Raw genomic sequence first — 12,900 nt, 5'->3', positions numbered from 1 at the left:
GAGCGCATGCAATGTCTCATTGTGTACTGGGCAGTCCTGCAATGAAGAACATCGTAGAAAAAAGATGGGTAAGATCATCGAGGATCTCGCTGCGAGCGTCGATATTGGCGCTTCTGCTACTCATTATTGCGAGCGACTTTTATCACCCTCGTGCCGACTACCAAACGCTCCACGATCTCAAGATCGATTGGCCGGATTTTGCGACGGACGCGGACCTTCAACAGAGGCGCAGCACGCTATTCGACGGCGGCCCAGCTGAGTTGCTGCTTGCACCTGTACTTAAGGAAATTGACAAGTCGCAAGTGCCGGTTTTGGTGCCAGCGGATTTGTTTTCGAGATACGCAAATTCATTACAGGATGGAGAAGAAGTGGGGAGCCTGGGAGCCCAATTCGAGTACATCCCTACTGACAGCGGTTTTGCGGCTGTTTTCAAAGGCAAGGAGTTTGATTTCGTTTGCCGCGGATACAGCAAGACATTGCTGACGGAAGGCTATACCGTCGAGGCACTGGGAAAGGAGACCGAGCCCAAGATACACGGAAACAGTCTCGGTGGGCACATAGCGACGTTTATGAGGTACGGGGCATCCTACGCGTGTGAGACAATCTGTAGAGAGGCAATGTGGGACGCGCAGGAATCATGTGTAGACGAAAGTACACTCCTATCCCTCGTCAAGAGTCTGGTGGCGATCGGACCAGTCAGATGACGAGCAGGAACGAATTGCCGTTGGCCGCAGCGCTTTCACTGGTGCTGTTAACAACGGCGACAATTCCTCTTTCAACGGACGTTGCCTCGGCGACGAAGCATGCTTGCTGGTATTACGCACCCGGCAATCTGATCCCTGACACGGGAAAGCCGTCTGACGAGAGGTTGGGAGACGGGACCAAGCTAAATGAGCTCGACTGGGGCGAGCCGCACGGACTCAATCCGATCCCTGGAGCAAGAGGTATCGCTCAGTCCCAGGTATACAATCCAGGCGGCTATAATACGCCGGGCGATGAATGTGATGCGTCCAATTTTTCTGGTCCTGATAGGGACAACTATTGCGAGTTGCGTATTGGAAAAGACAGGTGGGCCATAGGTTGCAAACCCGGTCCCACGCATGCGGGGCTCGACATCAAGGCCGGAACTCGAGACGACTGCCTTCTCATGAGGATTGCTCAGGAGAGGATTTTGAATAACGGCGAAGATCCCAAAATTGCTGATCTTGTGGCGGTGCAGGCCGTGCAAGACGGAGTTATTACCACTATTGGAACGTTTTCAGTCGACTTAGTATCGATGGGTCGCCTTTACCGTTACATGCATATCAACATGAAAACAATACAGGTAAAACTTGGCGACTCCGTCAACAAGGGAAAGATTCTTGGTTATATGTATGATGATTACAATAAAAGTGAAGGATATTGGACGACATTTCATCTTCACTGGGAGATCAGGTTCCCTATGAACGGCGAAGAGGTTTTTCTTCCGCCCTATATGGCATTTATCCGTTCCAAGGAGCGTACACTAAACGCCACATGTCAGCTTGTGCAATAACCCGGACGGGATGGTCTTTGAGTTGCATACCTAGGCCTTGTCCCGACACTAATTTGCTTCATCACACAGTGGGGGGGTTCCCGTGTCTGACCAGATACTACGCAAGGGATGGAAATCCAAAATGCGTGTGCCTGCCTTACCTGTTGTATTGGCACTTTCGCTTTGGCTGACGTGTATGGATGGGAAGGTTGCCGCGGAAACAAACCAAGCGACAGGATACGTTTCGAGCGAACTCGTTGGCCCCTTTGTTGCGGATCCTCGCGTTGTCTCCGAACTCGATTGTCCCAGTCCGTCGGAGGTCGATTCTTCCTGCGATGGCCCTCTGAATTTTGAAACTCTCATTCGCGGGCAGTTCAAGTCATTGCAGACCAAGGACCGTCCAGGGAGCAATCCATTTCATGCTCCTGAAGCGGCCTTAATCGTTTCAACAATCGAGTCTGACCTTCAGGAGCTGGGCATCGAAGCAGGCGCCACGGGGTTTCAAATCAGCAAGGACGTGCTTACTGATCCGGGGTCGCGGATTGAGCTTGTTGGAGTGATCAACCGGATGGATCGGCAATTCCTCCGGGACCATACAGAGAGTATCTGCGGAGAGATAAGCGCTATCTATCGATTTTCCTATTCAATCCGTAAGGGGCGCGCTGAGTCGCGCCTGCCGATTACCATGAACATCGTGTTTCCTGCCTCGGCAGGCAACGTGACTTGCCAGATGGCGGCCAAACGCTGGCTTGCGGCCATCGCACACTCACCGAACCGAACGCCCGAAGAGATAGCAAAGGATCTTGTGGACCCGGCATCTGGTGCATTGTCCACACTCGTAGGTGGCAGGATTGCACGTCTTGAGTTGAACATGCAGGTTTATCGAAAGCCTGCATTTTATGCCGAGGATTTCGGCAGCGAAGCGGCGTATGTAATTCGCGTATTTCGCTGGAACGCTGCCTCCTCCCGGTTTGAGCCAACAGAGTTGCCAAATCAGGTAGATCGCAACTCATTGCTTTGCGCGCCCTCAGATTCCGAAGCGATTTGCCGGACCAAACGGTCGAACCGAGCCCAACTCATCGCCTATTTGCAGCAGCCCTATACCGTCTCCGAAGTCGACAAGGGGCTGTTGAATGTTCCGAGCTCGCTGGGAATCCTATCGCGGCGAGCTGTTTCCATTTCACCTGGCGGGTCGCATCGTTCCGCCAACCAGCCATATTGGAATTCGATACGAGACGATCAGCAGGTTATCTCAGACGCGGAAATTTCCAACGCGATCGATCGAGCCAAGTCGGCCGGAATCCCGCTCTCGTACATTCGCAATGTCGAAGATTTCCGATCCCGCCTTAACGATAGCACCTGTACGGGTTGTCACCAGACCAGGGCCATCGCCGGGTTCCATTTTCCGGGCGCCGACCGGCTCGACACGCCCCGCTCAAACGCGGTCCTGCTGGCGGGGTCACCCCATTTCTACGGCGACCAACCCCGACGCCTTGAAATTGTCCGACGTATTGCTCAGAGCAAGGACGGCCGTATTCCGGCTGACGAACTGGCAACAGGTTACAGCGCGCGCCCCGAGGCAAGGTTCAGCCAGGAATTCAAGTCAACCGCCTTCATCGGTGGATGGGGCGGGACGTGCCTAATGCCGGAAGCTCGAAGCAAAAGTGCTCGAGATTGGGGATGCAAACCTGGTCTCAAATGCGAACAGGTATTCTGGTCAGAGAATGATCCGGGTGTGGGCACCTGTGTGCCAGATGGCAGGCAGGAGATTGGTGATGCCCTGCAGCGTGGAGATATCACTACGGCGGCATTCGGACTCGACGTGTACCAGCGTACGATGCCTGAACCAGTGAAGGATGGCGACACCCGGATTCCGGCCTCAGCCCTGCCGGCCAACCCGCCGCCCGAAAATAGCTACTATGGTCACCATCAAGAATATTATGAGGGGCAAGCTCCCGCGGAAGCGGAACCCTGTGAGAGTACGCCGCCAGATCCGAAATGTTACGATATTCGGCGTGATCACCGCACAGGTGGATTTCCTAGCGGTGCGTTGAGCTTGTCCGAGTGCATTGGTCTGCCGCAAGAAGCCACATGCGGCCTAACTGCATCTAGCGGCTTCAACGCCTGCCTAGCACGGATTGCCGAAGATCAGTCTTACGATGTCAAGCTGTGCTTCGACTATTTCACGTCCTACAGCGGAATTCGTGCGTGCGACATCGCTAATCCGTGTCGTGACGACTACATCTGCACTCGCCCCATGAAGTATACCCACTATGACTTTATAAAACGTTGGTTTAAATTAACTTTCTTCCCATATTTTCGTGAAGTCCTCGACCGACCCTACGATCCCCACGACTACGGCCAGAAGCGGCCGGACAACAATTGGGTTGCTCGGAATGATCAGCGCGGCATCTGCATCCCACCCTATTTCGTGTTCCAGTTTCGCTCTGACCGTCATCCGACGCCTGAGGAGAAATGAACCTTGCCGTCTGCATCTGGGGCATCGAATAGCTGATCATCAGATGGGATCCTTGAGGTTGGCTGTTGGCGCAACCTCGCCCGAGGCTTTGACACCAGCGATGGCCGCTTCTGGAAGACATGGGACCGCCAATCAACGTCCGAGATTAGGCGCTAACCTGCCGCTCCGCTCCCCCAAGGGCCATGGAACGCGCCCGGCCCGTCGATGCGTTCGAAGCCGTGCGCGCCGAAGAAATCGCGTTGCGCCTGGATCAGGTTCGAGGTGCCGCGGCCCTGGCGGTAGCTGTCGAAATAGGCAAGCGCCGACGACAGCGCCGGCACCGGTGAGCCGGCTTCCGACGCCCTTGCCACGATGCGTCGCAGCGAAGGATGCGCTTCCTGCATCATCGCAATGAAAGCCGGCGCCATCAGGAGATTGGTGGCCGCTCCGCCGGTGCCGAAGGCGTCCGCCATCGTGTCCAGCAATTGCGAGCGGATGATGCAGCCTGCCCGCCAGATCTTGGCGATGGTCGGCATCGGCAGGTTCCAGTTGAATTCCTTCGACGCGCCGCTCATCAGCGCGAAGCCTTGCGCATAGGCTGATATCTTGCCGGCGAACAGCGCCAGTTCGAGATCGCTAAGAAGCGCGTCCTTGTCTCCGGAAATCCTGGTCACGCCGCCTTTGCCATAGGCGTTTTCGGCGGCCAGGCGCTCGTCCTTGATCGACGACAGGACGCGCGCCGCCACTGCGGCCTCGATCGCGGTGGCCGGAATGCCGAGCTGCTGCGCCTCGATCACCGACCATTTGCCGGTGCCCTTCTGGCCGGCACGGTCGAGGATGATGTCGACCACCGGCTTGCCTGTCTTCGGATCGTCGGCCGCCAGCACCTTGGCGGTGATCTCGATCAGATAGGAGTTGAGCCGGCCCTTGTTCCAGCCGGCAAACACCTGTGCGATCTCCTTCGGCCCCATGCTTAACCCGTCGCGCAAGATGCCGTAGATCTCGGCGATCATCTGCATGTCGGCATATTCGATGCCGTTATGGATGGTCTTGACGAAATGCCCCGCGCCATCGGTGCCAAGCCACGCCGCACAGGGCTCATCCCTGAACTTGGCCGAAATGGCGGTCAGCACCTTTTCGACGCGTTTCCAGGACTCTTCCGTGCCGCCGACCATGATCGACGGTCCATGGCGCGCGCCTTCCTCGCCACCGGACACGCCCATGCCGATGAAGGTGAGACCCGAATCGGAAAGCTCGGAAAAGCGCCGCATCGTGTCACGGAAATTGGCGTTGCCGGCATCGATGACGATGTCGTTGGCCGACAGCACGCCGCGCAGCGCCGCGATCTGCTCGTCGACCGGCTTGCCGGCCAGTACCATGATGATGATCGGCCGCGGCGGCCGGATGGCGGCGGCGAGTTCCTCCAGGCTGTAGCAGGGCACCACCATGTTCTTCAGCGCCCCGGCATTCTCGACGAAGGCGTCGGTGCGTGCCGCGGTGCGGTTGAAGACGGCTATGCGGTGCCCCTTCTCGGCGATATTGAGCGCCAGGTTGGAGCCCATCGTGCCAAGGCCGATCAGGCCGATTTCGGCTTTTTCCATCGTTTCTTCCCTGCTTCGGATCTGTTGTTGAGGCAGCGATTTGTGGCGCTGCCCATTCTTCCCCCAGATGCCATTCTTCCCGGGATGTTTGACGGGCCTTCAAGGCCGCGTCAACCGCCTCGTCGAATTGTGTGCAGACCGCCAGCTTGTCCTCACGGCCTGATGTCGATCGGCGCCTCGATCTTCACGATCTCGAAATCCGAGATGAGGATATCGAGCCGCGCCGTCCATCGGCCGGGGACCGGGACGACGAGATCGTCGACGCGCCAGGTGCCGTCGCCGCGCTTTGTCGCCGCGCGTTTGATCGGCTCGATGCCGGAGTCGGGTTTTGACAGCACCAGCGTCACTTGGCTTGCATCGAGCGGGCCGAAATCGCCGGTCATGATGACGATCGAGGCGGCAACCGGTCCAACATGGCCGGGCGTGATGCTAAGGTCGGCCATCGCCTTCGGCGTGTGGATATGCACGGACGCCGGCTGCACTGCTGCGATCGCCAGGGCGCGTGGCGGCGGCGTGAAGCGCCAGCCGGCGGCAACGCCGAAGATCGCCAGAACGATCAGCATTTCAATGCCGATCGAGCGGCACAATCTCCTCTGGACTTCGGTCTCTCCCGCTTCGGCCGGACCGGTCAGCTTCCAGCGATTGATGACGGCGAGCGTGAACAGAAAGAACAGCAGCGCCAGCTTGATCAGCAGCAGCCGGCCATAGGTACTCTCGAGCAAAGCTGCGGGCGCCTGCACCTGGATGACAGCCAGCACGATGCCGGTGGCGGCAAGCACGGCCACGACGGGCAGGATCGCTTGGGAAAACCGGCGCAGGAAAGGCGCGGCCTCGACCGGTTTCCGCCTCATGGCGAGACCGAGCGGCGCCAGCGCCCCGGCCCAGAACGCGATACCGGCGCCGTGCAGAAACACCATCGGCCTTGTCAGCCATTGCGGTTCGGCGGCACTTGCATGCCCGCTGGCGGCGAGGGCGGCACCGACACCGGCCAAGCCGGCAAGGGCAAACAGTTTTGCGCCGCCGCGCGGCCCGACCAGCGACAGCAGGCCCAGCCCGAGCGCCACCAGCGCGACCAGCACCGTCCAGCCAAAGCTGGTGCCGAGCCCTGCCTGCCAGACGCCCGGCTGTGCCAGCCGGGCGAACGGTGCACCGAGCGCGTCCAGTCCCTGCAAGCCGAGCGACAACGGCGCCGCGACGAGGCCGCACAGGATCGCGGCGATGACGATGCGTCGGCCAGAATGCCCGCCCTTCGCCAACCAGGCGATGGCAAAGGCGCCGCCGACGCCGATAAAGAGGCCGATATAGAGAAAGACCTTGCCGATCCAGATTGCCGACCTCAGGCCCCGGTCGACAGCTTCGGAGACGGCCGGCGCAGCACTCGGCGCGCCGATGGAAAACAGCACCGAGCCGCCGACCGGATGGCCATCGGCGGAAATCACTCGCCAGCTCAGCACATGCGTGCCGGATCCGAGCGTTTGCGGATTGTCGATCTCGATCGTCTGGCCATTGAGCCGAAAGGACGTCAGCGGAACCGGCGTCCCGTCAGGCTGCACCAAGGTCAGCACCAGCGGCGAGGCCGGCTCGCTGAAGGTCAGCGAGAACTGCGCCGGGTTCTGCGCAAGCACGGCGCCGTCCGCCGGCTCGGTTGTGATCAGCGCCGCGTGGGCGAAGGCCGGACTTGGCGCGGCAATGGCGGCAAATAGCACGATCGCAGCCAGCAGGCAGATCGCAGGTCGGCCGGTTGTGCAGACCGTTCGCAGCAGGGATGCAGCACTCATGTCACGACCACAAAGACAGCGGCGCGCTCTTTCGAACAAGGCCCGCCGCCAAAAAATCATTTCTTCGGCGCAAGCTTGAGGCCGGGCGCCGGATATTCCAGCGCGTCCTCATCCTGCCCGGCCGCTGGAATCTCGATCCAGCGTTCGGCGGCGCCGTCGCATTCCTGCACCACCGGGAAGTAGAGCGTTTGACCGGCAGGCAGGTCCACCGCCAGTGTGCCGCGGAAGTCGAATTCGTCGTAGAATTCGTCCGGCAGGCTGCCGCCGCTCCAGTCGACTTCCCTAGCGCCTGACGTCACCGTCTCATCATAGAGCTGGTAGGATTTCTCGTACTTGCCCTTCTTGACCTGCAGCGTCCAGCCCGCCTTCGGCATCGGCTTTACCGAAATCACCCCTTCCGGGATTTGCACGCGCACGGCGGTCGTCGCCTTGCCCGCGCAGCCATGCGGCACGCGCAGGATCGCCTTGTAGGTCGAGCCGACCGCTGCTTCCTGGGTTTCGAGCGTGACGTGAGCGAAAGCCGTGCCCGTCCCGAGAGCGAGAAGCGCGCAGGCCGACAAAAGATACGTGTTCATGATGGTTCCTCAAATTTCGAATTGTCCGGATCTGGCCGGGTCAGTTGGCGTGCCGGATCAGTTATCATGATTGTCCATGCCGCCGGTTTCGCCGATGCCTTCCACGGCGAAGTCGACAGTGACGCTGCCGGCCTTCTCGAAGGTCAGCGTGGCTGGAAAGGTCTCGCCTTGCTTCGGTTGCCGTTTCAGCCCGACGAACATCAGATGATAGCCGCCGGGTGACAGCGCGACCTTGGCGCCGGCCGGGATTTCGAGGCCGCCGCTGACCGGCCGCATGGTCATGACGCCGTCCTTGACGCCCATTTCGTGCAGTTCGGTCCTGTCCGACACATCGGAGGAAATCGACAGCAGCCGATCCGGCGAACTGCCGGTGTTGGTGACGGTAAAATAGCCGCCGGCCACCTTGGCGCCGAGCGGCGTGGCGCGCGACCAGGGATGCCCGATCTCGAGGTCGCCAATCCTGAACTCATGCGCGAAAACGGCTTGGGCGCTGACGAACAGGAGGGCGAGGAGGAACACGGTGATGCCGAGCCGCTCCTCGAAGCTGTGCAGGAAGAGGCTGTTGCGGCCGAACCGCGCGCGGAAAGAATGAGACATGGTAGCTCCAAGAATTGAGAGATAGCGCCGGTGGCCGGTCGCGAACAGTTTCGATTGTGGACGGACGCGCCCGCGGAAGGTTCCGCGAGTCTAACCGAAAGCGATCAGGCCGACGCCGGCGGCGCGCGCGGATTCCACGGAGAGCGGTCGCGGGCAAAGTCGAGATGCCTGAACGCCGGCAGCACAAAGGCGACGGTTTCGACGGAAAAGTTGCCGGCCACCGTGGCGGCAGCGGGTGGCGGCGCATAGGCAGCCGCGGCCACACCGCAGCCAAGCATGCAGCAAGCCGGCATGTGCTGCTGCGGATCGCCGCCTGGAAGCTGGGCCGCGCCCTCCTGGGTGCAGATGACATTGCCGAAAGCGTCGAGTTGCGAAGCATTCGGGCTTAAGCCGAAGGCGAATGCGCCAAGCACCGACTGGAGCACGAGCAAATAGGCCGCAGCGAACGCGGCCGGCATGCTCCATCGTCTCCGCCGGATATTCAAAGACCTGCCTCTTCACGCAGCAACGGCCAGATATCTAGCACGGGCTCAGCAGGTGGAAAATCGCCAAATCACTGCTGCGGCAACGCGGCGCTTTAAGCCCGTTGCGGCTGCTGGCCTTCCGGAATCGACGTCAGCAGCGTGTGCCGCGCCGACTTCAGATGCTTGCGGCAGGCGGCGTCGACCTTGTCGGGATCGCGCGATTTGAGCGCTGCGATATAGGCCAGATGCTCCGCGACCGCCACTTCGTTGCGCTCGCGCTCCTGCGCCTTGTTCCACTGGTAGTGGTAGTGGAAGATCATGGCGATGACGTCGTAGAAATCGACGATGAAGCGATTGTGCGACGCGCGGTGGATCAGCCGGTGAAAGCGCTCGTCGAGCTCCGAGAATTCGTTGAAGCGCGTGGCGATCTCACGCGCCAGCAGGCGATGCTCGTCTTCCAGGAGGTCGAGGTCGGCCCAGACCGGGCCGTCTTCCGGCAGGGCGGCAAAGGCGGCGGCCGAGCGCAGTTCGAACATCTCGCGGATTTCGGTCAATTCCAGCGCGAAAGCGCGGGTAAAACCTTTCAGGACCCAATGGCTGTTGCGGCGCTTCTCGATCAGCCCGAAGCGGGAGAAGCGGATCAGGAACTCGCGCACGCTGGTGGTGCCGACGCCGATCTCGCGCGCTAGCTCGAGCTCGTTGATCTGCATGCCGGGCTCGGCGCCGCCGGCAAGCAGCCGTCGCATGAAAGAGCGCTCGATGATCTGCGACAGCGTGTCAGTCTCTTCCTCGGGGAAAAAGTCGTCCGGCCGCGGCACGCGCAAGACCGTCTTGCTGCGCTTGTTCCAGGCGATCAGCCCCGTTTCTTCCATCCGCGCAAGGATGGTGCGGATCGTCGTGCGGCTGACGCCGAGCAGCGTGCCCAGTTCGGGCTCCGACGGCAGGCTTTTCGTTTCATCGAGCAGCCGCAGACCGCGATTGTAGGCGTCCTTGTAGACGTTGTTGCTCTTCGACATCCCCTGCCCCGTTGCGCGCCGGCGCTTGCGGCGGTCGGCTTGAAGCGCGATATGACAAATGTTCCTATCGCAGGCGCCCAAAAAAGCGGAATCGCTTTTCAGAAGTCAGCCTGGTTTCAGTGTCCGGTCGTCTGCGCATCCATAGGATGCGCGCGGCGCTGTCACGAAAAAACAATTGACGCAAAACTGTTTTTTCACGATAAAAGACATTAACTGTTAACAGGCGCGTGTCAATCCGCTAGCGCATCCCAGGAACACCCAGGAAACTGCCCGTGAACGCCGCAAACAGCATTCTTCTGTCTCCCGCCGACAATGTCGCGGTCGCCAATGGCCGCATCGAGATCGGCGCGGTCCTGCCGGGCGGCGCCATCGCCACGGCGTTGATCGAACCCGGCCACAAGGTAGCGATCAAGCCGATCGCCGCCGGCGAGGCCGTGGTCAAATACGCTCAGGCGATCGGCCGCGCCACTGAAGCCATTGCGCCCGGCGAGCATGTTCATTCGCATAATCTGGTCTTCGAGTCCGGGCGTTTGCCGGTGGTGCCGCCGAGCGAAGCCGTGCACGCGACCGAGGCCGACCGCGCCCGCACCTTCATGGGCTACCGTCGCGCCGACGGCCGTGCCGGCACGCGCAACTTCATCGGCATTCTCGCCAGCGTCAATTGCTCGGCCACCGTTTGCCACGCCATCGCCGACGAGGCGAACCGCACGCTGCTTCCCAGATATCCGGGGATCGACGGCTTCGTCCCCATCGTTCACGGCCAGGGCTGCGGCATGAGCGCCACCGGCGACGGCATGATGGTGCTGCACCGCACGCTGGCCGGCTATGCCCGCCATCCGAATTTCGGCGGCGTGCTGATGGTCGGCCTCGGCTGCGAGGTCAACCAACTCACCCTCTATGGCCAGAAGGGCGTCGCCGCGGGGAAACGCCATTTCAACATCCAGGAAGCCGGCGGCTCGCGCAAATCGGTCGAAAAGGCGATGCTGGTGCTGGCCGAGATCGCCGAGGAGGTCGGTAAGCTTGAGCGTGAGCCGATCCCGGTCAGCGAGATCGTCGTCGGCCTGCAATGCGGCGGCTCGGACGGCATGTCCGGCATCACCGCCAATCCGGCACTGGGCGCCGCCGTCGATATCCTGGCCGGCGTCGGCGGCATCGGCATCCTCTCCGAGACGACGGAAATCTACGGCGCCGAGCATCTGCTGGCCTACCGTGCGGCGAGCCCGGAGATCGCCGCCAAGCTGGACGGCTATGTGAAGTGGTGGGAAGACCATGTCGCCAAGCACGGCGCTTCCATCGACAACAATCCGTCACCCGGCAACAAGCGCGGCGGCCTGACCACCATTTTGGAGAAGTCGCTGGGCGCGGTCGCCAAGGGCGGCCAGACGCCGCTCAACGGTGTATTCGGCTATGCCGAGAAGGTCACCGGGCACGGCTTGCTGTTCATGGACACGCCCGGCTACGACCCGGTCTCCGCCACCGGCCAGGTGGCGGGCGGCGCCAACGTCATCGTCTTCACCACTGGCCGCGGTTCCTGCTTCGGCTGCCGGCCGACACCGTCGATCAAGGTCGCCAGCAACTCGACCATGTACCACGTGATGGAAGAGGACATGGACGTGAATTGCGGCGTCATCGCCTCGGGCGAAAAGACCATCGCCGGCATGGGCCGCGAGATCTTCGAACTGATCGTCGAGACGGCTTCCGGCCGGAAGACCAAGAGCGAGGAGTTCGGCTACGGCGACAACGAGTTCGTGCCCTGGCACCTCGGCGCGACCCTCTAGAAACAGCCACTAACTGACTCAAGACGACGGGCCCGGCAATGGCCGGTGGGAGGCTTTGTATGAAGAAACGCCGTGTGGGCAGCACCGCGCTGGAAATAACCGAGGTCAGCTTCGGCGGCGCGGCGGTCGGCGGCCTCTACCGAGCTTGCCCGCGCGACGCGGCGATGCAGACGCTGCAGGTCGCCTGGGATGCCGGCTTGCGCTATTTCGATACCGCGCCCTTCTACGGCTTCGGCCTCTCGGAACGCCGCTTCGGCGATTTCCTGCGCGACAAGCCGCGGGACTCCTACGTGCTGTCGACCAAGGTCGGGCGCCTGTTGCGGCCGGTGCCGGAAGATCAGATTCCGGACCATTCCTATGTCGATCCGCTGCCCTTTGCGCTCGACTACGACTATTCCTACGACGGCATCATGCGCTCGGTCGAGTTCAGCTATGCGCGGCTTGGCCTCAATCGAATCGACATCCTGTTCGTCCACGACATCGGCGTCTACACGCATTGCGTCGAGAAAACGAAGCTGCATTTCCGCCAGTTTATGGATGGCGGGCTGAAGGCGCTGGAAGAGCTGAAGTCGTCCAAGGTCATTTCCGCCTACGGTCTTGGCGTCAACGAGGTTCAGATCTGCCTCGATGTGCTGCATCGAGCGCCGCTCGACTGCATCCTGCTGGCCAGCCGCTACTCACTGCTCGACCGCACCGCCGAAGCCGAATTGCTGCCGCTTTCCCGACAACGCCAGACCTCGCTGATCATCGGCGGCGTCTTCAATTCCGGCATCCTGGCAACGGGCCCGGTGCCGGGCGCCCATTTCGATTATCTGCCGGCCACCGCGGACATTCTCGGCCGCGTCCGGGCGATGGAAAAAATCGCAGCCGAGGGCGGCTACCCGCTTGCAGCGGCGGCGTTCCAGTTCCCATTGCACGAGCCTGTGGTAGCCTCCGTGCTGACGGGCACGGCCAAGCCCACCAACCTGACGCGAAATCTCCAACTGCTCGACATCCAGGTGCCGGAAACCGACTTCGCCAAATATGATCCCTACACGGTCGTTCAGCAGCTCGGCTGATGCGCTTCGGCCTTCCCTGTTCGCCGATAACTAAGCGTCAACGATTTGGTCCGGAGGCATGA

11 protein-coding genes are annotated in these 12,900 nt (G+C 61.0%); 5 read left to right on the top strand and 6 right to left on the bottom strand.

From position 1 onward, the window contains the following. The first annotated feature begins 41 nt into the window (after positions 1–41). The 3 genes from IHQ72_RS09300 to IHQ72_RS09290 all read left to right on the top strand — a co-directional run bounded on the left by IHQ72_RS09300 (position 42) and on the right by IHQ72_RS09290 (position 3,992). Positions 42–704, top strand: a complete 663-nt coding sequence (locus IHQ72_RS09300) for a hypothetical protein (RefSeq protein WP_258122153.1) — start codon at positions 42–44, stop codon at positions 702–704. Beyond that, positions 701–1,534 (top strand): M23 family metallopeptidase, encoded by an 834-nt coding sequence (locus tag IHQ72_RS09295; protein WP_258122152.1) that lies wholly within the window; start codon positions 701–703, stop codon positions 1,532–1,534. The genes IHQ72_RS09300 and IHQ72_RS09295 overlap by 4 nt, the downstream gene beginning before the upstream one ends. Before the next feature lie 82 nt (positions 1,535–1,616). After that, positions 1,617–3,992, top strand: coding sequence for a hypothetical protein (locus tag IHQ72_RS09290; protein ID WP_258122151.1), 2,376 nt, complete (start codon positions 1,617–1,619; stop codon positions 3,990–3,992). A gap of 152 nt (positions 3,993–4,144) precedes the next feature. Here the strand turns inward: IHQ72_RS09290 and gnd are convergent, their stop codons facing one another. The 6 genes from gnd to IHQ72_RS09260 all read right to left on the bottom strand — a co-directional run bounded on the left by gnd (position 4,145) and on the right by IHQ72_RS09260 (position 10,002). Further along, positions 4,145–5,572, bottom strand: a complete 1,428-nt coding sequence (gene gnd / locus IHQ72_RS09285; RefSeq protein WP_258122150.1) for an NADP-dependent phosphogluconate dehydrogenase — start codon at positions 5,570–5,572, stop codon at positions 4,145–4,147. 152 nt (positions 5,573–5,724) lie between these two features. Then, the gene (locus tag IHQ72_RS09280; RefSeq protein WP_258122149.1) at positions 5,725–7,350 is read right to left on the bottom strand and encodes a copper resistance CopC/CopD family protein; all 1,626 of its coding nucleotides are present in this window, start codon (positions 7,348–7,350) and stop codon (positions 5,725–5,727) included. A 56-nt stretch (positions 7,351–7,406) separates the two neighbouring features. Next, positions 7,407–7,925 (bottom strand): YcnI family copper-binding membrane protein, encoded by a 519-nt coding sequence (locus tag IHQ72_RS09275; RefSeq protein WP_258122148.1) that lies wholly within the window; start codon positions 7,923–7,925, stop codon positions 7,407–7,409. A 57-nt stretch (positions 7,926–7,982) separates the two neighbouring features. Then, complete coding sequence (locus tag IHQ72_RS09270; protein WP_258122147.1) at positions 7,983–8,522, bottom strand: copper chaperone PCu(A)C; 540 nt, start codon at positions 8,520–8,522, stop codon at positions 7,983–7,985. A 104-nt stretch (positions 8,523–8,626) separates the two neighbouring features. After that, entirely contained in the window at positions 8,627–8,980 is a 354-nt protein-coding gene (locus IHQ72_RS09265; RefSeq protein ID WP_258122146.1) for a DUF2946 family protein, read from the bottom strand. Positions 8,981–9,099: 119 nt separating this feature from the next. Then, complete coding sequence (locus IHQ72_RS09260; RefSeq protein WP_258122145.1) at positions 9,100–10,002, bottom strand: GntR family transcriptional regulator; 903 nt, start codon at positions 10,000–10,002, stop codon at positions 9,100–9,102. A 272-nt stretch (positions 10,003–10,274) separates the two neighbouring features. Between IHQ72_RS09260 and IHQ72_RS09255 the strand changes: the two genes are divergently transcribed. Continuing rightward, on the top strand, positions 10,275–11,780 hold the full coding sequence (locus IHQ72_RS09255; RefSeq protein WP_258122144.1) for a UxaA family hydrolase: 1,506 nt from the start codon (positions 10,275–10,277) through the stop codon (positions 11,778–11,780). A 59-nt stretch (positions 11,781–11,839) separates the two neighbouring features. Then, positions 11,840–12,838 carry an aldo/keto reductase gene (locus IHQ72_RS09250; RefSeq protein WP_258122143.1) on the top strand — a complete coding sequence of 333 codons (999 nt, stop codon included), beginning with the start codon at positions 11,840–11,842 and terminating at the stop codon, positions 12,836–12,838. The last annotated feature ends 62 nt before the right edge of the window (positions 12,839–12,900 follow it).

The sequence above is a fragment of the Mesorhizobium onobrychidis genome (assembly GCF_024707545.1).
Classification (GTDB): domain Bacteria; phylum Pseudomonadota; class Alphaproteobacteria; order Rhizobiales; family Rhizobiaceae; genus Mesorhizobium; species Mesorhizobium onobrychidis.
This window is presented reverse-complemented; position numbering and strand designations above follow the sequence as displayed.

Bases quoted from the DNA above. Each gene is read 5' to 3' on its own strand.
- IHQ72_RS09295 (WP_258122152.1), top strand. From the start codon at position 701: ATGACGAGCAGGAACGAATTGCCGTTGGCCGCAGCGCTTTCACTGGTG.
- IHQ72_RS09275 (WP_258122148.1), bottom strand. From the start codon at position 7,925: ATGAACACGTATCTTTTGTCGGCCTGCGCGCTTCTCGCTCTCGGGACG.
- IHQ72_RS09280 (WP_258122149.1), bottom strand. From the start codon at position 7,350: ATGAGTGCTGCATCCCTGCTGCGAACGGTCTGCACAACCGGCCGACCT.
- IHQ72_RS09270 (WP_258122147.1), bottom strand. From the start codon at position 8,522: ATGTCTCATTCTTTCCGCGCGCGGTTCGGCCGCAACAGCCTCTTCCTG.
- gnd (WP_258122150.1), bottom strand. From the start codon at position 5,572: ATGGAAAAAGCCGAAATCGGCCTGATCGGCCTTGGCACGATGGGCTCC.
- IHQ72_RS09260 (WP_258122145.1), bottom strand. From the start codon at position 10,002: ATGTCGAAGAGCAACAACGTCTACAAGGACGCCTACAATCGCGGTCTG.
- IHQ72_RS09250 (WP_258122143.1), top strand. From the start codon at position 11,840: ATGAAGAAACGCCGTGTGGGCAGCACCGCGCTGGAAATAACCGAGGTC.
- IHQ72_RS09300 (WP_258122153.1), top strand. From the start codon at position 42: ATGAAGAACATCGTAGAAAAAAGATGGGTAAGATCATCGAGGATCTCG.
- IHQ72_RS09265 (WP_258122146.1), bottom strand. From the start codon at position 8,980: ATGCCGGCCGCGTTCGCTGCGGCCTATTTGCTCGTGCTCCAGTCGGTG.